The organism is Methylobacterium variabile (assembly GCF_001043975.1).
In the GTDB taxonomy this organism is placed as follows: Bacteria; Pseudomonadota; Alphaproteobacteria; order Rhizobiales; family Beijerinckiaceae; genus Methylobacterium; species Methylobacterium variabile.
In genome coordinates this window covers 1-24,393 of the sequence record NZ_LABY01000031.1, presented here as the reverse complement: position 1 = coordinate 24,393, position 24,393 = coordinate 1, and the positions used below count along the sequence as shown (strand labels likewise).

Here is a 24,393-nt window from a genome sequence, read left to right as displayed (position 1 = left end):
CCCCCCACCACCACCGCATCGACGATCGCCTCGTCCATGGCCGTGCCTCCGGGTTGTCCAGGCCGTGTTCCGGCTGGATCGTTCTCAGACCGCTTGCGTCATCGGCAGGCCGCCGATCGGCCGCTCGCCGTGCCCCGGCCGCCCGATCCGCAGGGCGAGCCCGGCGGCGGCGAGGAACAGCACCGCCTCGAGGAGGAAGACCGTCGCGTAGGCGGGCACCACCGTGCCGAAGGCGAGGCGCGCGAGATCGACCCCCGCCGCCCCGAGGAAGCCGCCCAGCCCGAAGGCGATTCCCTGCGCCGCGCCCCAGACGCCCATGCGGGTGCCGTGGCGGCTCTCGCCGCCGGGGGCGCCGCCGGTGCCGGCGAGCGCCATCATCGAGCCGATCGCCGCCACCGCGAAGATGCCGTTGAACAGGCCGAGCCCGACGACGCAGGCCCGCAGCGGCATGGCGGGCCCGGCGACGCCGCAGGCCGCGATGGCCACGAGCGACGCGGCCGAGCCGAGGCAGCCCGCCACCGTCCACAGCCGCAGGGAGGCGAGGGGCCCGCTGCCGTTGGCGGTGACGAGGGCGACGAGGACCATGCCGGCGAGCACGCCGCCGTTCTGGAGCCCGGCGAGCTTGGTGGTCGCGCCCGGCGACATCGCGAAGACGAGGCCGGCGAAGGGCTCGAGGATGAGCTCCTGCGCGCTGTAGGCGAGCATCGCCAGGAACACGAAGACCGTGAAGCGGCGCGCCTCCGGCTCGGCCCAGACCTCGGCGAGAACCTGGCGGAACGGCCGCGCCGGCGCGGCGGCGGCAAGGGCCCGGGACCGCGCCGGCTCGACGCCCCGGACCGCCGCGACGGCGACCAGGAAGGCGACGAGGGACACACCGCCCGAGACGGCGACGAGCCGCGCGGGCGAGAACGGCTCGAGCAGGTGCCCGGCGGCCGGCGCGGTGACGACGAAGCCGGCGATCATCATGATCCAGACGATCGTCGCGGCCGCCCCCCGGCGCTGGGGCGCGACGCCGGTGGAGAGCAGCACGAGGAGCGAGGTGCCGGCCGCCCCGACCCCGATGCCGACGCCGAGGAACGACAGGACCAGGAGGGAGAAGCCGGCGACGGGATCGGTCGCGACCAGGGCCGTGCCGAGCGCCGCCCCGACGCCGCCGAGCGCGAGCAGCGCCATGCCGCCGACGATCCAGGGCGTGCGGCGGCGCCCCACATCCGAGCCGTAGCCCCAGCGCGGCCGCAGCACCTGCACGGCGTAGTGCAGGGCCACCAGCCCGCCGGGCAGGGCGGCGGGCAGCGCCAGCTCCACCACCATCACGCGGTTCAGGGTCGAGGTGATCAGCACGACGATGGCGCCGAGCGCCGTCTGGACGAGGCCGAGGCGCAGGATGGTGCCCCAGCCGAAGGCCGCCGAGGCGCTCACGCGGCGCTCCCGCGCAGGGCGAGGGCGGCCGTCAGCATGCCGAGCACGTAGAGGAGCGTGCCGGTGCCGTTGTACCACGCCGCCCGCCCGTGCGGGTCGGCGAGGAAGCGGCGCATCAGCCCGCCCTGGCCGGCCAGCAGGGCGGCGACGAGGGCGGCGTGCCAGGGGCAGCCCCAGGCGGCGAGGGCCGCCACCACCGCCCCCTGCGGCGCCGCCATCACGAGGCAGGCGAAGCGGGCGGCGCGGTCGGCCCCGAGCTGGACCGGCAGCGAGCGGATGCCGGTGCGCCGGTCGCCCTCCATCGACTTGAAGTCGTTGAGGGTCATGATGCCGTGGGCGCCGAGGCTGTAGAGGACGGCGAGCAGCACGATCCGCCCGTCGGGCAAGGCGGCCGCCATCACGGCGGCCCCGGTGAACCAGGGCAGGCCCTCGTAGCAGAGGCCGCAGGCGGCGTTGCCCCACCAGCCGTTGCGCTTCAGGCGCAGGGGCGGCGCGCTGTAGATCCAGGCGAGGCCGAGCCCGAACAGGGCCGCGCCCAGCACCCAGGGTCCGAGCAGCGCCGCGACCGCGAGCGAGAGCAGCGTCCAGCACAGGGCGATGGCGAGGCCCCAGCGGCCCGGGATGCGGCCCGACGGAATCGGCCGCTGCGGCTCGTTGATGGCGTCGACATGCCGGTCGAACCAGTCGTTGACCGCCTGGCTGGTGGCGCAGACCAGGGGACCGGCGAGCAGGATGCCGGCGAGCACCACCGGCCAGCGCCCCTCGATCCCGCTGCCGGAGGAGACAACCCCGCAGGCGAAGGCCCACATCGGCGCGAACCACGTGATCGGCTTGAGCAGCTCGAGCAGCGCGCCCGGCGCCGGAACCGTCAAGGGCTTGATCAGGGGAGCGGGCTTGACCAGGGGCTTGATCGTCATGCCGCGAGGGTGGGGCTCCCCCGGTCGAGTGTCAAGCAGACTTTACACTTTCGGCCTCTCGCGCGCCGGGAGGAGCGGCCCCGCTCGCGCGGATGTGCGTGGGCGGATGTGCGCGGTCAGCCGCCGTCCTCCTCCGCCTCCTCCGATCCGTCGAGGTCACCCAGGCCGTAGCGGCGCATCTTGGCGTAGAAGCCCTGCCGGCTGAGGCCGAGCATCTCGGCCGCCGAGGCGCGGTTGTCGTGGGTGATGCGCAGGGCCGCCTCGATGCAGAGGCGCTCGATCATGTCGGTGGTCTCCCGCACCAGCGCCTTCATCGAGACGCGCCCGACGAGCTCGGTCATGTGCTCGACCGAGCGGGGCAGATCGCGCCCGCCCGGGGTCACCGCCGCGACGCGCCGGGGCAGGCTGCGCAGGGTGAAGCCGAAGCATGGCTTCTCGCCGCCGGGCACCGAGACCGCCGCGACCTCGACCTCGTCGACGGCGCCGAACTCGCCGCGGATCACCGTGCCGAAGTGGCGCACCGAGCCGTGCTCGGCGAGGGTCCCGAACAGGGCGCCGATCTCGGTGCCCTCGCGGCCGAGCCAGCGCTCCAGGAGCTCGCCCTTGGCCTGGTGCTCGGTCGCGAGCTGGGCGAGGTCGAGGAAGGCCGCGTTGACCCCGATGATGCGCCGGTCGCGGTCGGTGATGACGAAGCCCTCGGGCATCGCCTCGATCACCTCGAGGGCGCCCGAGCGCGCCGCCGCCGGGCTGGGGGCGGGCGTCAGGGCCGCGAGGCGCACCAGGATGCTCGTGCCCGCCTCCTCGCGGAACAGGGTGGCGGAGACCCGCGCCTCGCCCCGCCGCTGGGCGAGGCGGGCGGTCAGGTCCTCCGCCTGGCCGGTGAGGCGCAGGCCCACGAGGAGCGACTGGACGGCGCGGGCGGCCTCGGGCTCGAACAGGTCGACGAGGTCCCGCCCGACGATGCGCTTGATCGCCCGGCCGAGGAGCCGGGAGGCGGCGGGGTTGATCTCGGTGACGCGGCGCGTGCCGGCATCGACGATCAGGATCGGCTCGCCGGCGAGCTGGAACAGCACGCGGTAGCGCGTCTCGGCGCTGCGCAGGCGGGCATAGTCGCGCTCGAGGGCCTGCTGCGAATCCGCCAGGCGCTGCTGCAGGGCCGAGAGCGCCCTCAGGTCGCGGCCGATCACCAGGATGCGGTCGTCGTCGGGGATGCGCAGGGCCGCGTAGCGGATCGGCACGTCGACGCCTCCTTGAGCGGAGGGGTGGTTGACCTGCCGCCAGCGCGTCACCGCGCCGGGCTCGGCATCCTCCAGAAGGCTCGCGACCTTCGGCCGGCTCTCCACCGTGACGGTGTCGATCCAGCGCTGGCCGAGCCACCGGCCGCCCGCCTCCTCGGACAGCCCGTCGGCCCCGAAGGCCGCGTCACGGATCACGCCATCGCCGTCCACCACGAGCGACACGTCGCTCGCTGCAGCGACGAGGGCGCCCGTCGTCTGGGGATCGAGGCGGGAGACAGCGTCTCGAAGCACCGCGAAAGTTTCCTTCGCAGCAGGGCTCACGGGTCTGTTCAAGGGCCACCACTGTACGCCGACCGCATCGAACAGGTCTTTCAGCAGGCTCTAATCCGCAGATCAAGCAGACGTTGTGCGATTCGAGGTGCGTCGCGCACGTCGTCAACCGATGCATCGGCGCCGACGAGCCGGACCCGGTCGGGCCGGTCGAGGAAGGCCGGGCCGCCGACGACGAGGCGCAGGTCGCGGTTGCGCGAGGCGCGCCGCAGCACCGGCACGGCCGCGACCAGCCGGTCGACGCACACGTCGCAGGACAGCGACAGGCCGACCACGTCGAACCACTCGGACCGCACCCGCTCCAGCGCCTCCGCGAGGTGGGGCTCGAAGCTCGTCACCACCTCCCAGCCGGCCTCGGCGAAGAAGTGGGCCGCGAGGGTCAGGCCGAAGGTGTGGGTCTCGCCGGGGGCCGGGACCAGCAGGATGCGCCGGCTCGCCGGATCGACCGGCTGCGGGTCGAGGCAGAGAGTCTCCAGGTCGTGGACGAGGCGGCGCAGCCGCGCCATCGCGGTCGTCACCTGCACGAAGTCGCAGGCATCCTCCTCCCAGAGCCGGCCGATGTGCCGGGCGGTCGGCGCCATGAGGCCCACCAGCACCTCCTCGAGGGTCATCCCGTCGTCGAGCAGGCCGCGGATCACCGCCAGCGCGTCGCGATCCTCCGGGGCCAGCATCTGGGTGGTGAGGTGGGCGATGTCGTCGGTGTCAGGCAGGCGGCGGCCGAGACGACGCGGCTGGCGCTCGCTGCGGTGGGCCAGCATGAGGCGCGGGATGATCTCGGCCTCGACCACCTGCGCAAGGTCGTCCCGCCAGCGCAGGCGCCGCTGCGCCCCGCCGCAAGCTCGGTCGAGGGAAGTCCGGTCGCGGAAGGTCCGGTCACGGGACTTCGGTCGGGCGTCGGGCGCGATGCCTGACTGGGCGTGATCTCCCACCAGCACCTCCCCGATGCGCAGGAAAATCGTGGTTACTTGGCGTTATGCCGGCGTTTCTGCGTTGGGAGCGTCGCCGATGGGACGGCGTGATCCGTCTTTTCAATGAGGATACATTTCCGGAGCGCTGCCGCAAGGCACATTTGCGAGCCGCTCTCGGGAATGTCACATCATTCATGTGTCAAGTTATGTTGACACTCGGGCGGCGCCCGCCCTAGGCTTCCCCCATCGGCAACCGCACCCAACGCGGGCCGGCAGGGGCGGAAATGAGGGCAGGCGCGATGGCGACGTCCACGGACCGGCCGTTTCTCTACAGCGAGGCCGAGCGGCGGCGGCGGGACGCCTCGCCATGGACCCTGGTCCAGGGCGTCCTCGCCCCCGTCCAGTTCGCGATCTTCCTCCTGAGCCTCGTTCTCGTGCTGCGCACGCTGGCAACCGGCGAGGGGGCCGCCCTCGCCAATGCCTCGGTGGTGGCCAAGACCCTCGCCCTCTACGCGATCATGGTCACGGGCTCGCTCTGGGAGAAGGCGGTGTTCGGGCGCTACCTGTTCGCCCCGGCCTTCTACTGGGAGGACGTGGTCAGCATGCTGGTGCTGGCCCTGCACACGGCCTACCTCGCGGCGCTCGCCTCGGGCGCGCTCGGCACCGACGGGCTGATGCTGCTGGCGCTGGCGGCCTACGCCGCCTACCTCGTCAACGCGGCGCAGTTCGTCCTGAAGCTGCGCGCCGCCCGGGCCGAGGCGCCAGCGCGGCTGGTCCGGAATGCCCGTCGCTCCCACGACGCGATGGGGGCGGCGCGATGACGGCGCTCGCCTCCCCCGTCGCCTGCGGGCCTGAGATCCGCTTCGAGCGCGGCCAGCGGGCGGTGTTCTGTGGACTCACCAGCATCGTCTGGCTGCACCGCAAGATCCAGGACGCCTTCTTCCTCGTGGTCGGCTCGCGCACCTGCGCGCACCTGATCCAGTCGGCGGCGGGGGTGATGATCTTCGCCGAGCCGCGCTTTGCCACCGCGATCATCGAGGAGCGCGACCTCGCCGGCCTCGCCGACGCGCACGAGGAGCTCGACCGCGTGGTGCGCCGCCTGCTGGAGCGCCGGCCGGACATCCGGCTGCTGTTCCTGGTCGGCTCGTGCCCCTCGGAGGTCATCAAGCTCGATCTCGGCCGCGCCGCGGCGCGGCTCTCCGCCGACCTCGCCCCGGCGGTGCGGGTCCTGAGCTATTCCGGCAGCGGCATCGAGACGACCTTCACGCAAGGGGAGGATGCCTGCCTCGCCGCCCTGGTGCCGGACCTGCCCCGGGACGAGGCGGCGTCGCTCCTCGTCGTCGGCGCGCTGGCCGACGTGGTGGAGGACCAGTTCGCGCGGCTCCTTACCGATCTCGGCATCGGGCCGGTGCGGTTCCTGCCCGGGCGCCGCGCTGCGGAGCGTGCCCCCGTCGGCCCGAACACCCGCTACCTCCTCGCCCAGCCGTTCCTGACCGAGACCGCCCGGGCGCTCGAGGAGCGCGGCGCCGTCCGCATCCCGGCGCCGTTCCCCCTCGGGGCCGAGGGCACGACCCTGTGGCTCGCTGCCGCCGCCCGTGCCTTCGGGGTAGCCCCCGCCCGCGTCGTCGCGGTGACGGAGCCCGGCCGGGCCCGGGCCGCGCGGGCGCTTACGGCCCACCGGGCCAGGCTCGCCGGCAAGCGCGTCTTCCTGTTCCCCGATTCCCAGCTCGAAGTGCCCCTCGCCCGCTTCCTGTCGCGGGAGATGGGCGCCGCGCTGATCGAGGTCGGCACGCCCTACCTGCACCGGACCCACCTCGCCGAGGACCTCGCCCTCCTGCCCGACGGCACGGCGGTGACGGAGGGCCAGAGCCTCGACGACCAGCTCGACCGCTGCCGGGCGGCGCGGCCCGACCTCACGGTCTGCGGCCTCGGCCTCGCCAACCCGCTCGAGGGGGAGGATCTCGTCACCAAGTGGTCGATCGAGCTCCTGTTCACCCCGATCCAGGGCTACGAGCAGGCCGGCGACCTCGCCGGGCTGTTCACCCGTCCCCTCGCGCGCCGCGCGCGACTGGAGGCTTGAGGCGGATGCAGCTCACGCTCTGGACCTACGAGGGCCCCCCTCACATCGGCGCGATGCGGGTCGCCACCGCGATGCGCGGCCTGCACTACGTGCTGCACGCGCCGCAGGGCGACACCTACGCCGACCTGCTCTTCACCATGATCGAGCGGCGCGACGCCCGCCCGCCCGTCACCTACACCACCTTCCAGGCCCGCGACCTCGGGGCGGACACCGCCGAGATCTTCAAGCAGGCGGTGGCCGCCGCCTACGAGCGATTCCGCCCGCAGGCGATGATCGTCGGCGCCTCCTGCACGGCGGAGCTGCTGCAGGACGATCCCGGAGGGCTCTCCCGGGCGCTCGGCCTGCCGATCCCGGTCATCCCGCTCGAGCTTCCCGCCTACCAGAAGAAGGAGAACTGGGGCGCGTCCGAGACCTTCTACCGGCTGGTGCGGACCCTGGCCGGGCCGCCCGCGGCGGAGCGGGTCCAGACCAGTTGCAACATCCTCGGGCCGACGGCGCTGGGGTTCCGCCACCGCGACGACCTGCGCGAGGTCAGGGGCCTCCTCGACGGGCTCGGCATCGCGGTGAACGTGGTGGCGCCGCTGGGTGCCGCGCCCGCCGACCTCGCGCGCCTCGGCGAGGCCGCCTTCAACGTCGTGCTCTACCCGGAAGTGGCGCGCAGCGCCGCGCAGTGGCTGGAGCGCACCCACCGCCAGCCCTTCGTCGAGACCGCGCCGATCGGCGTCAAGGGAACGGTCGCCTTCGTCGAGGCGGTCGCGGCCCTCGCCGGCGTCGACCCGATCCCGGTCCTGAGGGCCGAGGGCTCGCGCCTGCCGTGGTACGCGCGCTCGGTCGATTCGACGTATCTCACCGGCAAGCGCGTCTTCGTCTTCGGCGACGCCACCCACGCGGTCGCGGCGGCGCGGGTCGCCGCCGCCGAGATCGGCTTCTCGGTCGTCGGGCTCGGCACCTACTCGCGCGAGTTCGCCCGCGAGGTGCGGGCCGAGGCCGCCGCGCACGGGATCGAGGCGCTCATCACCGACGACTACCTCGCGGTCGAGGCGGCGATCGCGGCGGCGCAGCCCGAGCTGGTGCTCGGGACCCAGATGGAGCGCCACATCGCCAAGCGCCTCGGCATTCCCTGCGCGGTAATCTCGGCGCCGATGCACGTCCAGGACGTGCCGGCCCGGCACGCGCCGCAGATGGGCTTCGAGGGCGCGAACGTCCTGTTCGACGCCTTCGTCCACCCGCTGATGATGGGGCTGGAGGAGCACCTGCTGGCGATGTTCCGGGACGACCCGGAATTCCATGACGGCGCGGCTCCCTCGCATCTCGGCGGCGGCGCCCGGCTGGAGGCCGAGACGGCCGTGCTCGCCGCGCCCGCCGCCGCGCCGCCGGTGGTCTGGTCGATCGAGGCCGAGCGCGAGCTGAAGAAGGTCCCGTTCTTCGTGCGGGGCAAGGCCCGCCACAACACCGAGCTGTTCGCCCGCGAGCGGGCGCTCCCGCTCATCACCGTCGAGACCCTGTACGATGCCAAAGCGCATTTCAGCCGGTGAGGGGCGGGACGCGCTGCCGGAGCTGCGCGTCGTCGTCGTCACCCTCGACAACCACCTCGCCGGGGCGGTGGAGCGGGCGCGCCGCGTCCTGGCCGAGACCGCGCCGGGCCTGATCCTCGGCTTCCACGCCGCCGCCGAATGGGACGCGGATCCGGCCGCCCTCGACGCCTGCCGGGCCGACATCGCCCGCGCCGACATCGTGCTCTCGGCCATGCTGTTCATGGACGAGCACGTCCAGGCGGTACTGCCGGCGCTCCTCGCCCGCCGCCCGCATTGCGACGCGATGGTGGGCTGCCTCTCCGCCGCCGAGGTGGTGCGCACCACCCGGATGAACCGCTTCGCCATGGACGGCTCGCAGCGCGGGGCGCTCGACTTCCTCAAGCGCCTGCGCGGCCGCAAGGGCCCGCAGGGGAGCGGCGCGCGCCAGATGGCGCTGATCCGCCAGATCCCCCGCATCCTGCGCTTCATCCCGGGCTCGGCCCAGGACGTGCGGGCCTATTTCCTGACGCTGCAATACTGGCTCGCGGGCTCGGACGAGAACGTCGTCAACCTCGTGCGCTTCCTCGCCGGCCGCTACGCGTCCGGAGCGCGCGCCGGCTGGCGGCGCCACCTCACCGCCGCGGAGCCGCTCGCCTACCCGGAGACCGGCCTCTACCACCCGCGCATGGCGGGGCGGGTGGCCGAGCGCCTCGACCGGCTGCCGGCTGGCGGGTCGTCAGGGCGGGTCGGCCTGCTGCTGATGCGCTCCTACGTGCTTGCCGGGAACACCGCCCATTACGACGGGGTGATCGCGGCGCTGGAGGCGCGGGGGCTCACCGTCGTGCCGGCCTTCGCCAGCGGCCTCGACAACCGCCCGGCGGTGGACAGCTTCTTCCTGCGCGACGGCCGGCCCGCCATCGACGCGCTGGTCTCGCTCACCGGCTTCTCCCTCGTCGGCGGGCCGGCCTACAACGCCGCCGCCGCCGCGAGCGCGATGCTGGCGCGGCTCGACGTGCCCTACCTCGCCGCCCAGGCGGTCGAGTTCCAGAGCCTGGAGCAGTGGGAGGCCTCGGCGCGCGGCCTGTCGCCGGTCGAGGCGACCATGATGGTGGCGATCCCTGAACTCGACGGCGCCACCGCCCCGATGGTGTTCGGCGGGCGCTCGGCCGGCTCGAGCGGGTCCCGCGACATGGCCGTGCACCCGGAGCGCGCCGCGCGCCTCGCCGATCGGGTCGCGCGCCTCGTCGCCCTGCGCGCCCGGCCGCTCCCGGAGCGCCGGGTCGCCGTGGTGCTGTTCAACTTCCCGCCCAATGCCGGCGCCACCGGCACCGCCGCCTTCCTGTCGGTCTGGGAGTCGCTCCACCGGGTGCTCACGGGCCTGGCGGAGGAGGGCTACGCCGTCGAGGTGCCCGAGACCGTCGACGCTCTGCGCGCCCGGGTGCTCGAGGGCAACGCCGCCCGCTACGGCACGCCGGCCAACGTCGCCCACCGCATCCCGGCCGAGGAGCACGTGCGCCGCGAGCCCCACCTCGCCGCGATCGAGGCGCAGTGGGGCCCGAGCCCTGGCCGTCACCAGAGCGACGGCGGGTCGATCCTGGTGCTCGGGGCCCGCTTCGGCAACGTCTTCGTCGGCGTGCAGCCCGCCTTCGGCTACGAGGGCGACCCGATGCGCCTGCTGTTCGAGCAGGGTTTCTCGCCGACCCACGCCTTCTCGGCCTTCTATCGCTACCTGCGCGAGGATTTCTCCGCCGACGTCGTCCTGCACTTCGGCACCCACGGCGCGCTCGAGTTCATGCCCGGCAAGCAGACCGGGCTCTCGGCCGCCTGCTGGCCCGAGCGGCTGATCGGCGCGCTGCCGAACGTCTATCTCTACGCCGCCAACAATCCCTCGGAGGGGACGCTGGCCAAGCGCCGGGCCGCCGCCACCCTGGTGAGCTACCTGACGCCGAGCCTCGCCCAGGCCGGGCTCTATCGCGGCCTCATCGACCTCAAGGCCTCGCTGGAGCGTCGCCGCGCCCTGCCGCCGGAGGACGCCGCCGAACGGGCGAAGCTCGCGATGCTCATCCACGGTCAGGCCCTCGGGCTCGACCTCGCGGAGGGCGAGGAGTGGGGCGAGGACGCGGAGAGCCGGATCGCGGACCTGTCCGTCCGGCTCGTCGAGCTCGAACATACCCTGATTCCGCACGGGCTGCACGTGGTCGGGCAGGGCACGCCGGCGGAGGAGCGGATCGACCTGCTGCTGGCGCTCGCCGAATCCGTCCACGGGCTGACACCGGAGCGCGCCGGCATCGCGCGGCTGGTCGCCGGCGCCTCGCCGGAGGACGCGGTCGCGGCGTCGGGCCTCGGCACGGACGAGACCGCACGGGCCGCCTTCCGGGCGCTCGCCGAGACCGACCGGCTGCTCGCCGAGGATCACGAGATTCCGGCGCTGCTGCGCGCCCTCGACGGCCGCTTCGTCGCGCCGGTCGCCGGCGGCGACGTGCTGCGCTCGCCCGCGATCCTGCCGACCGGCCGCAACCTGCACGGCTTCGACCCCTACCGGATCCCGAGCGCCTTCGCGCTCGCCGACGGCCGGGCGCAAGTCGACAGGCTGCTCGCCCGCCACGCCGCGGACGGCGCCGCCTACCCGGAGAGCATCGCCCTGGTGCTGTGGGGCAGCGACAACCTGAAGAGCGAGGGCGCGCCGGTGGCGCAGGCCCTGGCGCTGATCGGCGCGGCGCCCCGCTTCGACGGCTACGGCCGGCTCTGCGGCGCGGCGCTCATCCCGCTCGCGGAGCTCGGGCGCCCGCGCATCGATGTGGTGGCGACGCTCTCGGGCATCTTTCGCGATCTGTTGCCGCTGCAGACCAGGCTTCTCGCCGAGGCCGCGTACTTGGCGGCCAGCGCCGACGAGCCCGTGGCGATGAACTTCGTGCGCAAGCACGCGCTGGCGCACCAGGCGGCGCAGGGCATCGACCTCGAGACCGCGGCGCTGCGGGTCTTCAGCAACGCCGAGGGCGCCTACGGCGCCAACCTCAACCACCTCGTCGACAGCGGGCGCTGGGAGGACGAGGCCGAGCTGTGCGAGACCTTCGCCCGGCGCAAGAGCTTCGCCTACGGCCGCGACGGCCGCCCGGAGCCCCGCCGCGCCCTGATGCAAGCGGTGCTGGCGCAGGTCGACCTCGCCTACCAGAACCTCGACTCGGTCGAGGTCGGCGTGACGAGCGTCGATCACTACTTCGACGGGCTCGGCGGCATGGCCCGCGCCGTGGCGAAGGCCCGGGGCAACGCGGTGCCGGTCTACATCAGCGACCAGACCCGCGGCGAGGGCCGGGTGCGCTCGCTGTCCGAGCAGGTCGCGCTCGAGACCCGCACCCGGATGCTCAACCCGAAATGGGCCGAGGGCATGCTCGGCCACGGCTACGAGGGCGTGCGCCAGATCGACCAGCACCTCACCAACACGGTGGGCTGGTCGGCGACCACCGACGGGGTCGCGCCCTGGATCTACCAGCGCATCACCGAGACCTACGTCCTCGACGAGGCGATGCGCGAGCGCATGGCGGCGCTCAACCCCGCCGCCTCCGCCAAGGTCGCCCACCGCTTGATCGAGGCGCACCGGCGCGGCTTCTGGACCCCCGACCCCGAGACCCGCGCCGCTCTCGACCAGGCCGAGGAGGCCCTGGAGGACCGGCTGGAAGGCATCACCGCGGAGGCCGCCGCATGAACATCGCGATCCGAAACCCCGTCGCGGCGAGGCACGCGCCCGAAGGGCGCCAGGAGGGGAGCCTCCAGGTCGCCCTCGATCCGGACATCCGCATCGAGACCGCCAAGGTCTTCGCCGTCTACGGCAAGGGCGGCATCGGCAAGAGCACGACGTCGTCGAACCTCTCGGTCGCGTTCTCGAAGCTCGGCAAGCGGGTGCTGCAGATCGGCTGCGACCCCAAGCACGATTCGACCTTCACCCTGACGAAGCGCCTCGCGCCCACCGTCATCGATGCCCTGGAGGCGGTGCAGTTCCACTCCGAGGAGTTGCGCGTCGAGGACTTCGTCGTCGAGGGCTACAACGGCGTGCGCTGCGTCGAGGCGGGGGGACCGCCCGCCGGCACCGGCTGCGGCGGCTACGTCGTCGGCCAGACCGTGAAGCTCCTCAAGGAGCATCACCTGCTCGAGGACACCGACGTGGTGATCTTCGACGTCCTCGGCGACGTGGTCTGCGGCGGCTTCGCCTCGCCGCTCCAGCACGCCGATCGGGCGCTCGTCGTCACGGCGAACGACTTCGACTCGATCTTCGCCATGAACCGCATCGTCGCGGCGATCCACGCCAAGGCGAGGAACTACGGCGTGCGCCTCGGCGGCGTCATCGCCAATCGCTCGGCGCAGACCGACGAGATCGACCGCTTCAACGCGGCGGTCGGCCTGAAGCGCCTCGCGCATTTCCGGGACCTCGACGTGGTGCGCCGCTCGCGCCTGAAGAAGGCGACCCTGTTCGAGATGGATCCGTCGCCGGAGCTGCTCAGCGTCCAGGCCGAGTACCTGCAGCTGGCGGAGCAGCTCTGGGCCGGCGTCGACCCGCTCGAGGCGGTGCCGATGAAGGACCGCGACCTGTTCGAGTTCCTGGGATTCGACTGATGACCAGCCCCACCTACGCCACCCGCCGGGCCCAGCTCGAGACCTACTTCGACCGCACCGCCGTCGAGGCCTGGGCGCGGCTCACCTCCGACGCGCCGGTGAGCCGCATCCGCGCCACCGTGCGGGCCGGCCGCGACGCGATGCGGGCCGAGCTGCTCTCCTGGCTGCCCGCGGACCTCTCCGGTCGGCGCCTGCTCGATGCCGGCTGCGGCACGGGCGCACTCGCCGTCGCGGCGGCGCGCCGCGGCGCCGAGGTCGTTGCGGTCGACGTCTCGCCGACGCTGATCGGCCTCGCCCGCGAGCGCACCACCGCCTTCGGGCTCCCGGGCCGCCTCGATTTCCGGGTCGGCGACATGCTGGACGAAGGCTTGGGAGCCTTCGACCACGTCGTGGCGATGGATTCGCTCATCCATTACCGCACCCCCGACATCGTCCGCGCTCTCGCGGCGCTCGCCCGCCGCACCGAAACCTCGCTGCTCTTCACCGTCGCGCCGCGCACGCCGCTCCTGACCGTGATGCACACGGTCGGCCGCCTCTTCCCCCGCGGCGACCGGGCCCCGGCGATCGAGCCGGTCGGGGAGGACGCCTTGCGCCGCCGCGTCGCCGCCGAGCCGGGGCTCGCCCCCTTCGGCATCGCCCGCAGCCGGCGGGTCACCTCCGGCTTCTACCTCTCCAATGCCATGGAGCTCGCGCGGCGATGAGCGCGGGAACCCGCCTCGCCCGGGCCCTCGCGGATCTCGGGCCCCGCTACCTGCCCTTCGCGGATGCCGCCACGGTTGAGCTGCCGCTCGGCCGGCTCCTGCGCCTGTCGCTGTTCCAGGTCACGGTCGGGATGGCGGCGGTGCTGCTCATCGGCACGCTCAACCGGGTGATGATCGTCGAGCTGGAAGTGCCGGCCTGGATCGTCGCCGTGATGCTGTCGCTGCCGCTGCTGGCCGCGCCCTTCCGGGCGCTGATCGGCTTCCGCTCCGACACCCACCGCTCGGTCCTGGGCTGGCGGCGCGTGCCCTACCTCTGGTTCGGCACGCTGCTGCAGTTCGGCGGCTTCGCGATCATGCCCTTCGCGCTCCTGATCCTGTCGGGGGACACGACCGGGCCGATCGTCATCGGCCAGGCGGCGGCGGCGCTCGCCTTCGTGCTCGTCGGGGCGGGGCTCCACACCACGCAGACGGTGGGGCTCGCGCTCGCCACCGACCTCGCGCCGGCGCACGCCCGCCCGAAGGTGGTGGCGCTGCTCTGCGCCATGCTGCTCGCCGGGATGATGGCGAGCGCCGTGGTGTTCGGGCTGGCGCTGGCGAATTTCTCCGCCATCCGGCTGATCCAGGTGATCCAGGGCGCGGCGCTCGCGACCCTCGTCCTCAACGGCATCGCCCTGTGGAAGCAGGAGCCGCGCGACACCTCCCGCAAGGCGGAGCCTCAGCGCCGCTTCGGCGAGGCCTGGGGCGCCTACGCGGCCACGCCGCGGGCCCGGCGCCGCCTCGTCGCCACCGGCCTCGGCACGGCGGCGTTCAGCATGCAGGACATCCTGCTCGAGCCCTATGGTGGCCAGATCCTGCGCCTGCCGGTCGCCGCCACCACGGCGCTGACGGCGGTGCTCGCCGTCGGCGGCGGGGCGGGCCTGCTCACGGCGGCGCGCTGGCTCAACCGCGGCGGCGACCCGTTCCGGGTCGCGGCGGCCGGCGCGGTCGTCGGCATCGCGGCCTTCTCGGCGGTGGTCTTCGCCGCGCCGCTCGGCTCCGGCGGGCTCTTCGCCTGCGGCGTGGCCCTGATCGGCGTCGGCGGCGGCCTCTTCGCCCACGGCACGCTCACCGCCTCGATGGCGGGCGCCGCGCCCGAGCAGACGGGCCTGGCGCTGGGCGCCTGGGGCGCCGTCCAGGCGAGCGCGGCCGGCGCCGCGATCGCCGCGAGCGGCATCCTGCGCGACGTGGGCTCCGCGCTCGCGGTGGCAGGCCGGCTCGGCGAGGCCCTCGCCGAGCCCTCCACCGGCTACCTCATCGTCTACCACGTCGAGATCGGGCTCCTCTTCGCCACCCTGGTGGCGATCGGGCCGCTGGTGCGCCGGCCCGGTCATCCCGCGCTCTCCGCCCGCCCGGCCCTGCCCTAGAGCAGCGACCGGTCGCGCCATTCGAGATTTCTGGTTTTGCCGCATTTCCTTCGACGAACCGAGATCGACGTCGTCGGACAATGCTCTTGAGGGAGGCCACCATGCCCAAGGGTGCCATCACGAGCTACATCGACGTCGCGCAAGTGGTGCTCTACGCCTTCTGGATCTTCTTCGCCGGCCTGGTCTTCTACCTGCGCCGGGAGGACCGCCGGGAGGGCTACCCGCTCGAATCGGAGGTCCATGGCGGCCTGAAGGGCTGGGACTGGCTGTTCGTGCCGAGCCCCAAGACCTTCCTGCTGGCCGACGGATCGACCGTGCTGGCCCCTCGTCCGCACGAGGGACCGGTCGGCCCGCTCAAGGCCGCCAAGCTCGAGCCGTGGCCGGGCGCCCCGATCGTGCCGACCACGACCGACGACACCCGCCTCGCCGACGGCGTCGGCCCGGGCGCCTACGCGCTCCGCGCCGAGCGGCCCGACCTGACCTGGGAGGGCAAGGCCCGCGTCGTGCCGCTGCGCGTCGCCGACGAGTTCACGGTCGCGGCGGCGGATCCCGACCCGCGCGGGATGCCGGTCTACGGCGCCGACGGCGTGCTGGCCGGCACCGTCACGGAGATCTGGGTCGATCGCGGCGAATCGCTGCCGCGCTACTACGAGATGGAGCTGGAGGGCGCCCGCGACCGCACCGTGCTGATCCCAGTGACCTTCGCGGACGTGCAGCGCTTCAGCCGGAACAAGACGATCGTCGTCGAGGCCCTGCTCGCCCGCCAGTTCGCCGGCGTGCCCCAGCCGCGCGACCCCGACAGCATCACCCTGCGGGAGGAGGACCGGGTCATGGCCTATTACGGGGCCGGCACGCTCTACGCGACCGATCGCCGCCAGGAGCCGCTGCTGTGACGGACATGCAACCCTTGCCCCACGGGCTGCCCGGCCCGCTCCCCCCCGGCGAGCGCCTGCTGTGGCAGGGCCGCCCGACGCTGCTGAGCCTGGCGCGCCGCGCCTTCCACGTCGATCTCGTGGCGCTCTACTTCGGCGGGCTCGCGATCGTCCAGGCGGTCTCGGCCGGCCGCGCGAGCGCGTCCCTGCCGGTGCTGCTCGCCGGCGCCCTGGGGCTGGCGATCCTGTTCGTCCTCGCCTGGGGCGCCTGCCGCACCACGGTCTACAGCCTGACCGACCGGCGGCTGATGCTGCGCATCGGCATCGCGCTCCAGATGGACGTGAACCTCCCGCTGAGGGAGATCGAGGCGGCCTCGTTCCGCCGTTTCGCTGACGGCACCGGCGACCTGCCCTTGCAGCTCAAGCCCGGCGTGCGGCTGGCCTACCTGCATCTGTGGCCGCATGCCCGGCCGTGGCGGCTGAACCGGCCCGAGCCGATGCTGCGCTGCGTGCCCGAGGCGGAGGCCGTGGCCAAGCGCATCGCCGCGGCGCTCGCCGAGGCGAACGGCCAGCCGGTCCAGGCCGTCCCGCCGGCCCCGGCGGCGGCCCCCGTCCTGCCCGGCCGCCTCGCTGCCGCGGGCCACTGAAGGGGGCGGACATGACCAAGGATTCCCCGACCCACGATATCCCGGTCCCGCGGTCGCTCCTGCGCAGTGCCGGCCTGCTCGTCGCCTTCTCGCTCGCCGCGGTCGCGGTCGGTCGCGTCAGCGGCGTCGGCATCACGCAGATGCCGGAGGCGCGGCCGGTCCAGGTGCTCGACCTCGCGGTCGAGGACCGCCCGGACGGCCGCGTGGCCCTGCGCGACGCCGGCAGCGGCCGCCTCGTCGCGGAGGTGCAGCCGGGCGAGGACGGGTTCCTGCGCGCGACCCTGCGGGTGATGGCCCAGGCGCGCCTGCGCGAGGGACTGTCGCGGGCGCCGCCGTTCCGGCTCACCCGCTGGGACAACGGCACCCTGTCGCTCGACGACGTCGCGTCGGGCCGGCGGATCAACCTCGAGGCCTTCGGGCTCGGCAACGCGGCTGCCTTCGCGCGGCTGCTCGAACAGGGGAGGGGCGCATCGTGATGCAGTGGCTCAGCGGCGGACGCCGCATCGAGGTGCCGTGCACGGTCGAGATCGAGCAGACGGCCGAGAGCCTGCACGCCCACGTCACCCTGGACGGGGGCCTGCTGATCGCGCCGGGCGACGAGGTGACGGTGCACGACGCGCCGACCTCCGTGCCCTATGGCGACCGGATCGTGGTGCGCCGCACCGCCACGGTGGTGCGCGCCGGCGCCGTCGAGCGCCTGTGGACCCGCATCGCGGGCCATTTCGAGCTCACCGAACTCTACGAAGTCAGCTTCTCGGAAAGGACGCGGCTATGAGCGCGACGGCCCTCCCCACCCCGAACGAGAGCGCCCGGCAGAATGAGAGCACGAGAGCAGCCCAGGAGACAACGTTCCTGAGCCCGCGCTTCTACACCACCGACTTCGACGAGCTCGACCGCACGAACGTCGAGCCGGTGCGGGCCGAGTGGGACGTGCTCATCGCCGAGATGCGCCAGGACCCCAACAAGCGCCACTTCGTGCGCAATGCCGATTTCGACCTCGACCTCTCCGGCCTCGACCCGGAGCTGCGCAAGGAGTTCCTCGACTTTTTGGTCTCGTCGATCACCGCCGAGTTCTCGGGCTGCGTGCTCTACGCCGAGATGCGCAAGCGCGCCAAGAACAAGGACATCCGCGAGCTGTTCGGCTTCATGAGCCGCGACGAGGCGCGGCACGCCGGCTTCATCAACGACACGCTGAAGGACTTCGGGGTCGGCATCGACCTCGGCTTCCTCACCAAGGCCAAGAAGTACACTCATTTCCGGCCGAAATTCATCTTCTACGCCACCTACCTGTCGGAGAAGATCGGTTACGCCCGCTACATCACGATCTTCCGGCACCTCGAGCGCAACCCCGACAGGCGCTTCCATCCGATCTTCAAGTGGTTCGAGAAGTGGTGCAACGACGAGTTTCGCCACGGCGAGGCCTTCGCGCTCTTGATGCGCGCCAACCCGAAGCTGCTCACCGGCATCAACTATTACTGGATCAAGTTCTTCCTGCTCGCCGTGTTCTGCACGATGTACGTGCGCGACCATTGCCGGCCGGCCTTCCACAAGGCGCTCGGGGTCGATCCGTCGGAATACGATTTCCAGGTCTTCGCGATTACCTCCGAGATCTCGCGCCAGGTGTTTCCGCTCACCCTCGACCTCGACCATCCGGCGTTCCGGGCCGGGCTCGACCGGCTGCTCGCCTGCGCCCGCGGCATCGAGGAGGCGAAGGCGCGGGGCGGCGTGGTCGGCAGGCTCCGCCAGCTCGGGCACGCGGCGCGGGCGGCCGTCACCTTCGGGCGATTGATGGTGATGCCGGCCAAGGCCAATCCGATGCCCGCGCAGATCCGCCTCAGCCCCGCCTGGTAGCGCCCGCATGTCCGACTACGCCGCGCCGATCCTCTACGCCGTCGTGATCTGGTGGTTTCTGACCGGGGCGATCCTCTGGCTGAACCATCGGCCGCGCCGCACGCACGCCTGGAGCTTCGGGGCGACGACCGTGGCGCTCGCCGCCGCGCTCTGGGTCGTCGCCTGGAGCGCGGGCGAGGAGAGCGAGGCCGGGGCCTACGCCGCCTTCACGGCGGCCCTGATCGTCTGGGGCTGGCAGGAGATGGCCTTCTACATGGGCTACCTCGCCGGTCCCCGGCGCACGCCGGGCTCAGCCACCGCCCGCGGCCTCGCCCGCTTCGGCGCTGCGGCGGCGACGAACCTCTGGCACGAGGCGGCGATCATCCTCGGCGCGCTCGCCATCGCGTGGCTGACGGCCGGGTGCCCGAACCGCATGGCGCTGTGGACCTACCTGGTGCTGTGGGGGATGAACCTCAGCGCCCGGCTCAACCTCTTCCTCGGCGTGCGCAACCTCAACGCCGAGTTCCTGCCGGAGCACCTGCGCTACCTCGGCAGCTTCTTCCGCCGCGCGCCGATGAACGCGCTGTTTCCCGTGGCGATGATCCTCGCCACCGGCTTCCTCCTCGTGCTGCTGCACCCCGCCGTCACCGAGAGCGCCTCGGCCTTCAAGCGCTCCGGCCACACGATGATGGCGACCCTGATGGCGCTCGCCATCCTGGAGCACGGCTTCCTGATGCTGCCGCTGCCCTCCGCCGCGCTCTGGGGCTGGGGGCTGCCCGCCCGCCGCCCCGGAGCCGACGCTGCTCCGTGAGAGACACACAAGAACACGACCGTAAGAACACCGCACAAGGGGACGCTCGATGAATTACGAGGCAATGTTCTCCGCCGCCCTGCAGGGCCTGCACCGCGAGGGGCGCTACCGGGTCTTCACCGATCTCGAGCGGCAGGCCGGGCACTTCCCCTACGCCACGCAGCACGGCGCCCACGGCACCCGCGAGGTCACGGTGTGGTGCTCGAACGACTATCTCGGCATGGGCCAGCACCCGGCGGTGACGGGGGCGATGCACGAGGCGATCGACCGCTGCGGCGCGGGTGCGGGCGGCACCCGCAACATCTCGGGCACCAACCACTACCACGTGCTCCTCGAGCGCGAGCTCGCCGACCTGCACGGCAAGGAGGCGGCGCTCCTCTTCACCTCGGGCTACGTCTCGAACTGGGCCGGGCTCGGCACGCTCGCCTCGAAGCTGCCGGGCTGCGTGGTGTTCTCCGACGAGGACAACCATGCCTCGATGATCGAGGGCATCCGCTCGAGCCGCGCCGAGCGCCACATCTTCCGCCACAACGACCCCGACGACCTCGACCGCAAGCTCAGCCTCGTCGATCCCGGTTGCCCGAAGCTCGTCGCCTTCGAGTCGGTCTACTCGATGGACGGCGATATCGCGCCGATCGCCGAGTTGTGCGACGTGGCGGAGGCCCACGGCGCCATGACCTACCTCGACGAGGTCCACGCGGTCGGCCTCTACGGTCCCCGCGGCGGCGGCATCGCCGAGCGCGAGGGGCTGATGCACCGCCTCACCGTGATCGAAGGGACGCTGGGCAAGGCCTTCGCAGTCTCCGGCGGCTACATCGCGGCGTCCCACGCGCTCTGCGACTTCGTGCGCAGCTTCGCCTCGGGCTTCATCTTCACCACCTCGCTGCCGCCGGCGATCGCGGCGGGCGCGGCGGCGAGCATCCGCCACCTCAAGGCGAGCGGCGTCGAGCGCGCCCGCCACCAGGACCGCGTCGCGGCGGTGCGCCGGCGGCTCTCAGGCGTCGGCATCCCGCTCCTCGACAACCCGAGCCACATCGTCCCGGTGATGGTCGGCGATCCGGTGCTGTGCAAGCAGATCAGCGACACGCTGCTCGACGAATTCGCGATCTACGTCCAGCCGATCAACTATCCGACCGTGCCCCGCGGCACCGAGCGCCTGCGCATCACCCCGTCGCCGCTCCACAGCGACGCCGACATCGACCATCTGGCGGCAGCGCTCGGGGCGATCTGGGGGCGGATCGGGCTGGCGCGGGCGGCGTGAGGGTGCGACGCCCCTGATCCCTCCCCCCTCCGCGGGGGGAGAGCTCATGCGCTCGGCCGTCGCTGACAGCCGGCGACCCGGATGGGCCAAGATCGTCAAGCCTATTCACTGTCATTTTCGTCAGACAATTCTGCTCCCCCGGCCGATCCTGCTTCCGACACCCCCACTCGCGAGGACGCAACCGTGGCGCCCATTCAATCGGCCCTGTCCCGGCGGGCCCCGAAGCCGGGTTTCGCGGCGCCGGCCATGGTGCCGGAGGCGATGCCCCGGCCGCCCTATCCGTTCTCGGCCATCGTCGGGCAGGACGCGATGCGTCGCGCGCTCCTCGTCGCGGCGGTCGATCCGTCGGTCGGCGGCGTGCTGGTCCTCGGCGACCGCGGGACGGGCAAGTCCACCGCCGTGCGAGCGCTAGCCGCGCTGCTGCCGCCGATGCGGGCGGTGGCGGGCTGCCCCTACGCCTGCGACCCGGCCGAGGCCGGCGCCCTCTGCCCGGCCTGCGCCGCCCGACGGCCGCGGGGCCTCGCGATCCAGACCGTGCCGGTGCCGGTCGTCGACCTGCCGCTCGGCGCCACCGAGGATCGGGTCGTCGGTGCGCTCGATATCGGCCGGGCGCTCGGGGCCGGCGAGAAGGCGTTCGAGCCGGGGCTGCTCGCCCGCGCCAACCGCGGCTTCCTCTACATCGACGAGGTCAACCTGCTGGAGGACCACCTCGTCGATCTGCTCCTCGACGTGGCGGCCTCGGGCGTCAACACCGTCGAGCGGGAGGGCCTGAGCCTGCGCCACCCGGCGCGCTTCGTCCTCGTCGGCAGCGGCAACCCGGAGGAGGGCGAGCTGCGCCCGCAACTCCTCGACCGCTTCGGCCTCGCGGTGACGGTGTCGACGCCCGGCGACCTCGCGAGCCGCGTGGCGATCGTGCGCCGGCGCGACGCCTACGAGCGCGATCCCGCGGGCTTCGCGGCCGAGTGGGCGGGGGAGGAGGCCCGGCTCGGCGGGGCGATCCTGGCGGCCCGCGCGCGGCTCTCGCGTGTCGACGTGCCGGACGCGGTGCTGGAGGCAGCGGCGGGCCTCTGCCTCGCCCTCGGGACCGACGGCCTGCGCGGCGAGCTGACGCTGATGCGCACCGCCCGGGCCCTGGCGAGCCTCGACGGGGCGGAGACCGTGACCCTGGATCATCTCCGGGAGGTCGCCCCGGGCGCCCTCGGCCACCGCCTGCGCCGCAACCCCCTCGACGAAGCCGGCTCCGAGGCCCGGATCGCCCGGGCCCTCGCCGAGATTCTCGGGTGACGCCCCCGGGGCCGGGCGGGGCCGGATCGCAGGAGACCAGATCACGAGAGGCCTGTTCTCGGGAGGCCTGGTCGCGGGCCTGCCTCGCGGCGGCGCTCGCCGCCCTCGATCCGGCCGGCGTGAGCGTCACCTTGCGCGCCCGCCCCGGCCCGGTGCGGGAGGCCTGGCTCGAGCGTCTGCGAGCCCTGCTGCCGGCGGGCGCGCCGGTGACGCGCCTGCCGTCCGGCATCGCCGACGAGGCGCTCCTCGGCGGGCTCGACCTGCCCGTCACCCTGCGGACCGGGCGGCCGGTGGCGCAGCCGGGTCTCCTCGCCCGCAGCCACGGCGGCGTGATCGTCGTGCCGATGGCCGAGCGGCTCGGGCCCGGCCTCGCCGCCCGGATCGCACAGGCCCTCGATACCGGCGCCGTCGACCTCGCCCGGGACGGCGTCGCCACCCGGCATCCGGCCCGCTTCGGGCTGGTGCTCCTCGACGAGGGGGAGGGGGAGGACGAGGCCCTGCCCGCCGCGCTGGTCGATCGCGCGGCGCTCCACCTCGACCTCGACGCAGTCGGGCCGGGAGCCGTGACCGCCGGGCCCCCGCCATCCGACCTCGCCGCCGCCCGGGAGGCCCGCCCTGCGGTGCCACAGGAGGCGGCCGCGACGCTCTGCGCCCTCGCGGCGCGACTCGGGATCGCCTCCTTGCGTGCGCCGCTCCTCGCCCTGCGGGTGGCGCGGCTCCACGCGGCGCTGGCCGGGCGCACGGCCGTGGACGAGCCGGACCTCGCCGCCGCTGCCGCCCTGGTGCTCGCGCCGCGCGCCCGAATCTGGCCGCAGGAGGCGGACGAGCCCTCCACCGAGCCGCCGCAGCCCGGGACGCCCGACGGGGACGAGGCCGGACCGGCCGGCGCGCAGATGGCCGAGGACCGCGTCCTCGTCGCCGCGGCGGCGAGCCTGCCGCCCGCCCTCCTCGCGCGCCTGCTCGCGGGAGCGGCCCCCCGCGCCCGGGAGACCGGCGCCGGCCGCGCCGGAGCCGCCGCGCCGGCCCGGCGCGGCCGTCCGGTCGGGGCGCGGCCTGGCGACCCGCGGCGCGGCCGCCTCGCCCTCGTTGCGACCCTGTGGGCCGCCGCGCCCTGGCAGCGCCTGCGCCGGGGCGACGGAGAGGCGCGCCTTCGCATCACGGCGGACGACCTGCGCATCCACCGCCTGGTTCAGCGGCGCGAGACCACGACGATTTTCGCGGTCGACGCCTCCGGCTCCGCCGCACTGGAACGTCTGGCGGAGGCCAAGGGCGCGGTCGAGCTCCTGCTGGCCGAGTGCTACGTGCGCCGCGACCGGGTCGCCCTCGTCGCCTTCCGGGGCCGCGGCGCCGACCTGCTGCTGGTCCCGACCCGCTCGCTGGTGCGCGCCAAGCGGGCGCTCGCTTCCCTGCCCGGCGGCGGCGGCACGCCGCTCGCGGCCGGCATCGGGGCGGCGGCGCAGCTGGCGTCCCTCGAGCGCCGAGCCGGGCGCAGCCCCATCGTGATCCTGCTCACCGACGGCCGCGCCAACGTCGCTCGCTCCGGCCTGCCCGGCCGGGCGCAGGCGGGGGCGGACGCCCTCGCGGCCGCCCGGGTGCTGGCGACGGACGGCACCCGCGCCCTGGTGATCGACACCGCCGTCCACCCGCAGGACGGCGCCCGTCGCCTGGCCGAGGCCATGGCGGCGCGCTACCTGCCGATGCCGCAGGCCGACGCCGCGCGCCTGACGCGGGCCGTGCGGGACGCTGCCCCGCCCGGGTGACGCGCGATGCTCCTCTCCGACGACAGGCCCGCCTTCGCGCGGGAGGGCCGGGACTGGCCGAACCGCGAGGCGAGCCGCTTCGTCACGGCCGGCGGCCTGACCTGGCACGTTCAGGAGGCGGGGGCGGGGCCGCCCCTCCTGCTCATCCACGGCACCGGCGCGGCGTCCCATTCCTGGCGCGGGCTGCTGCCGCACCTCGCGCGCGACTTCCGGGTGATCGCCCCCGACCTGCCGGGCCACGGCTTCAGCGACCCGCTGCCCGCCCCCTCGCTGCCGCGCATGGCGCGGGCCGTCGCCGACCTCCTGCGCGTCCTCGACGCGTCGCCGCAGGTGGTTGCCGGCCACTCCGCCGGCGCCGCGATCCTGGCGCGGCTCTGCCTCGACGGCGCGGTCTCGCCGCGCCTGCTCGTCGGGCTCAACGCCGCTTTGAAGCCCTTTCCGGGCATGGCCGGCTTCATCTTCCCGGCGATGGCGCGCGCCCTGTTTCTCAACCCGGTGACGCCGCGGGTCTTCGCCTGGTCGGCGGACCGCGCCGCGGTGGAGCGGCTGATCCACGGCACCGGCTCGACCCTCGACCGGACCGGCCTCGACCTCTACCGACGCCTGTTCCAGAAGCCCGCCCACGTCGCGGGAGCGCTCGGCATGATGGCGCACTGGGACCTCACCGCTCTCGACCGCGACCTGCCCCGCCTCGCCCTGCCGATGCTGCTGATCGTCGGCGGCCAGGACCGCACCGTCGCTCCCGACGTCTCATTCGGGATCGCCGACCGGCTCGGCGGCCGGGCTCGTCTGGAACTGCTGCGCGGCCTC

21 protein-coding genes are annotated in these 24,393 nt (G+C 73.7%); 17 read left to right on the top strand and 4 right to left on the bottom strand.

Features of this window, described 5'->3' with window-relative positions; all coding sequences use genetic code 11:
* Window positions 1–84: 84 nt before the first annotated feature.
* The 4 genes from VQ02_RS05495 to VQ02_RS05480 form a co-directional block, all read right to left on the bottom strand.
* Complete coding sequence (locus tag VQ02_RS05495) at window positions 85–1,419, bottom strand: BCD family MFS transporter (protein WP_048443157.1); 1,335 nt, start codon at window positions 1,417–1,419, stop codon at window positions 85–87.
* Entirely contained in the window at window positions 1,416–2,291 is an 876-nt protein-coding gene (gene chlG, locus VQ02_RS05490; RefSeq protein ID WP_157080512.1) for a chlorophyll synthase ChlG, read from the bottom strand. Before chlG ends, VQ02_RS05495 begins: the two co-directional genes overlap by 4 nt.
* Window positions 2,292–2,452: 161 nt before the next feature.
* Window positions 2,453–3,865 carry a transcriptional regulator PpsR gene (gene ppsR / locus VQ02_RS05485; protein ID WP_048443155.1) on the bottom strand — a complete coding sequence of 471 codons (1,413 nt, stop codon included), beginning with the start codon at window positions 3,863–3,865 and terminating at the stop codon, window positions 2,453–2,455.
* 80 nt (window positions 3,866–3,945) lie between these two features.
* Window positions 3,946–4,833, bottom strand: a complete 888-nt coding sequence (locus tag VQ02_RS05480) for a cobalamin B12-binding domain-containing protein (protein WP_245239632.1) — start codon at window positions 4,831–4,833, stop codon at window positions 3,946–3,948.
* A gap of 278 nt (window positions 4,834–5,111) precedes the next feature.
* Here VQ02_RS05480 and bchF point away from each other — a divergent pair, with 278 nt between their 5' ends.
* From bchF to bchO, 17 genes are all read left to right on the top strand, one after another.
* Window positions 5,112–5,633: a 2-vinyl bacteriochlorophyllide hydratase gene (gene bchF, locus VQ02_RS05475; RefSeq protein WP_048443153.1), complete on the top strand. Its 522-nt coding sequence runs from the start codon at window positions 5,112–5,114 to the stop codon at window positions 5,631–5,633.
* Window positions 5,630–6,892, top strand: coding sequence for a ferredoxin:protochlorophyllide reductase (ATP-dependent) subunit N (locus VQ02_RS05470; RefSeq protein WP_048443152.1), 1,263 nt, complete (start codon window positions 5,630–5,632; stop codon window positions 6,890–6,892). Before bchF ends, VQ02_RS05470 begins: the two co-directional genes overlap by 4 nt.
* Before the next feature lie 5 nt (window positions 6,893–6,897).
* A complete protein-coding gene (gene bchB / locus VQ02_RS05465) occupies window positions 6,898–8,427 on the top strand; it encodes a ferredoxin:protochlorophyllide reductase (ATP-dependent) subunit B (RefSeq protein WP_048443151.1) in 1,530 nt (509 codons plus the stop codon).
* Window positions 8,402–12,109, top strand: coding sequence for a magnesium chelatase subunit H (locus tag VQ02_RS05460; RefSeq protein ID WP_048443150.1), 3,708 nt, complete (start codon window positions 8,402–8,404; stop codon window positions 12,107–12,109). The genes bchB and VQ02_RS05460 overlap by 26 nt, the downstream gene beginning before the upstream one ends.
* The gene (gene bchL / locus VQ02_RS05455) at window positions 12,106–13,014 is read left to right on the top strand and encodes a ferredoxin:protochlorophyllide reductase (ATP-dependent) iron-sulfur ATP-binding protein (RefSeq protein ID WP_048443149.1); all 909 of its coding nucleotides are present in this window, start codon (window positions 12,106–12,108) and stop codon (window positions 13,012–13,014) included. Before VQ02_RS05460 ends, bchL begins: the two co-directional genes overlap by 4 nt.
* Window positions 13,014–13,715: a magnesium protoporphyrin IX methyltransferase gene (gene bchM, locus VQ02_RS05450; protein ID WP_048443148.1), complete on the top strand. Its 702-nt coding sequence runs from the start codon at window positions 13,014–13,016 to the stop codon at window positions 13,713–13,715. The genes bchL and bchM overlap by 1 nt, the downstream gene beginning before the upstream one ends.
* Entirely contained in the window at window positions 13,712–15,118 is a 1,407-nt protein-coding gene (locus tag VQ02_RS05445) for an MFS transporter (protein ID WP_048443147.1), read from the top strand. The genes bchM and VQ02_RS05445 overlap by 4 nt, the downstream gene beginning before the upstream one ends.
* 101 nt (window positions 15,119–15,219) lie before the next feature.
* The gene (gene puhA / locus VQ02_RS05440; protein ID WP_048443146.1) at window positions 15,220–16,011 is read left to right on the top strand and encodes a photosynthetic reaction center subunit H; all 792 of its coding nucleotides are present in this window, start codon (window positions 15,220–15,222) and stop codon (window positions 16,009–16,011) included.
* 5 nt (window positions 16,012–16,016) lie between these two features.
* Window positions 16,017–16,637: a photosynthetic complex putative assembly protein PuhB gene (gene puhB / locus VQ02_RS05435; protein ID WP_048443159.1), complete on the top strand. Its 621-nt coding sequence runs from the start codon at window positions 16,017–16,019 to the stop codon at window positions 16,635–16,637.
* Window positions 16,638–16,648: 11 nt separating this feature from the next.
* Window positions 16,649–17,113: a photosynthetic complex assembly protein PuhC gene (puhC, locus tag VQ02_RS05430; protein ID WP_053080245.1), complete on the top strand. Its 465-nt coding sequence runs from the start codon at window positions 16,649–16,651 to the stop codon at window positions 17,111–17,113.
* Entirely contained in the window at window positions 17,113–17,412 is a 300-nt protein-coding gene (locus VQ02_RS05425; protein ID WP_048443145.1) for a hypothetical protein, read from the top strand. Before puhC ends, VQ02_RS05425 begins: the two co-directional genes overlap by 1 nt.
* The gene (gene acsF / locus VQ02_RS05420; protein ID WP_048443144.1) at window positions 17,409–18,488 is read left to right on the top strand and encodes a magnesium-protoporphyrin IX monomethyl ester (oxidative) cyclase; all 1,080 of its coding nucleotides are present in this window, start codon (window positions 17,409–17,411) and stop codon (window positions 18,486–18,488) included. The genes VQ02_RS05425 and acsF overlap by 4 nt, the downstream gene beginning before the upstream one ends.
* A gap of 7 nt (window positions 18,489–18,495) precedes the next feature.
* Window positions 18,496–19,278: a putative photosynthetic complex assembly protein PuhE gene (gene puhE / locus VQ02_RS05415; RefSeq protein ID WP_048443143.1), complete on the top strand. Its 783-nt coding sequence runs from the start codon at window positions 18,496–18,498 to the stop codon at window positions 19,276–19,278.
* A 49-nt stretch (window positions 19,279–19,327) separates the two neighbouring features.
* Complete coding sequence (hemA, locus tag VQ02_RS05410; RefSeq protein WP_048443142.1) at window positions 19,328–20,539, top strand: 5-aminolevulinate synthase; 1,212 nt, start codon at window positions 19,328–19,330, stop codon at window positions 20,537–20,539.
* Between the two features lie 261 nt (window positions 20,540–20,800).
* Complete coding sequence (gene bchI / locus VQ02_RS38990) at window positions 20,801–21,823, top strand: magnesium chelatase ATPase subunit I (RefSeq protein ID WP_280818934.1); 1,023 nt, start codon at window positions 20,801–20,803, stop codon at window positions 21,821–21,823.
* Window positions 21,820–23,583: a magnesium chelatase subunit D gene (locus tag VQ02_RS05400; protein WP_048443140.1), complete on the top strand. Its 1,764-nt coding sequence runs from the start codon at window positions 21,820–21,822 to the stop codon at window positions 23,581–23,583. Before bchI ends, VQ02_RS05400 begins: the two co-directional genes overlap by 4 nt.
* Before the next feature lie 6 nt (window positions 23,584–23,589).
* Window positions 23,590–24,393, top strand: an 804-nt coding sequence (gene bchO, locus VQ02_RS05395) for an alpha/beta fold hydrolase BchO (RefSeq protein WP_048443139.1), incomplete at its 3' end; no start/stop codon positions are given.

Coding starts and splice junctions, on each gene's coding strand:
- puhB (WP_048443159.1), top strand. CDS start 16,017: ATGCAACCCTTGCCCCACGGGCTGCCCGGCCCGCTCCCCCCCGGCGAG.
- bchF (WP_048443153.1), top strand. CDS start 5,112: ATGGCGACGTCCACGGACCGGCCGTTTCTCTACAGCGAGGCCGAGCGG.
- VQ02_RS05425 (WP_048443145.1), top strand. CDS start 17,113: ATGCAGTGGCTCAGCGGCGGACGCCGCATCGAGGTGCCGTGCACGGTC.
- bchM (WP_048443148.1), top strand. CDS start 13,014: ATGACCAGCCCCACCTACGCCACCCGCCGGGCCCAGCTCGAGACCTAC.
- bchB (WP_048443151.1), top strand. CDS start 6,898: ATGCAGCTCACGCTCTGGACCTACGAGGGCCCCCCTCACATCGGCGCG.
- puhC (WP_053080245.1), top strand. CDS start 16,649: ATGACCAAGGATTCCCCGACCCACGATATCCCGGTCCCGCGGTCGCTC.
- bchI (WP_280818934.1), top strand. CDS start 20,801: ATGCCCCGGCCGCCCTATCCGTTCTCGGCCATCGTCGGGCAGGACGCG.
- VQ02_RS05445 (WP_048443147.1), top strand. CDS start 13,712: ATGAGCGCGGGAACCCGCCTCGCCCGGGCCCTCGCGGATCTCGGGCCC.
- bchL (WP_048443149.1), top strand. CDS start 12,106: ATGAACATCGCGATCCGAAACCCCGTCGCGGCGAGGCACGCGCCCGAA.
- acsF (WP_048443144.1), top strand. CDS start 17,409: ATGAGCGCGACGGCCCTCCCCACCCCGAACGAGAGCGCCCGGCAGAAT.
- puhA (WP_048443146.1), top strand. CDS start 15,220: ATGCCCAAGGGTGCCATCACGAGCTACATCGACGTCGCGCAAGTGGTG.
- VQ02_RS05460 (WP_048443150.1), top strand. CDS start 8,402: ATGCCAAAGCGCATTTCAGCCGGTGAGGGGCGGGACGCGCTGCCGGAG.
- puhE (WP_048443143.1), top strand. CDS start 18,496: ATGTCCGACTACGCCGCGCCGATCCTCTACGCCGTCGTGATCTGGTGG.
- VQ02_RS05470 (WP_048443152.1), top strand. CDS start 5,630: ATGACGGCGCTCGCCTCCCCCGTCGCCTGCGGGCCTGAGATCCGCTTC.
- hemA (WP_048443142.1), top strand. CDS start 19,328: ATGAATTACGAGGCAATGTTCTCCGCCGCCCTGCAGGGCCTGCACCGC.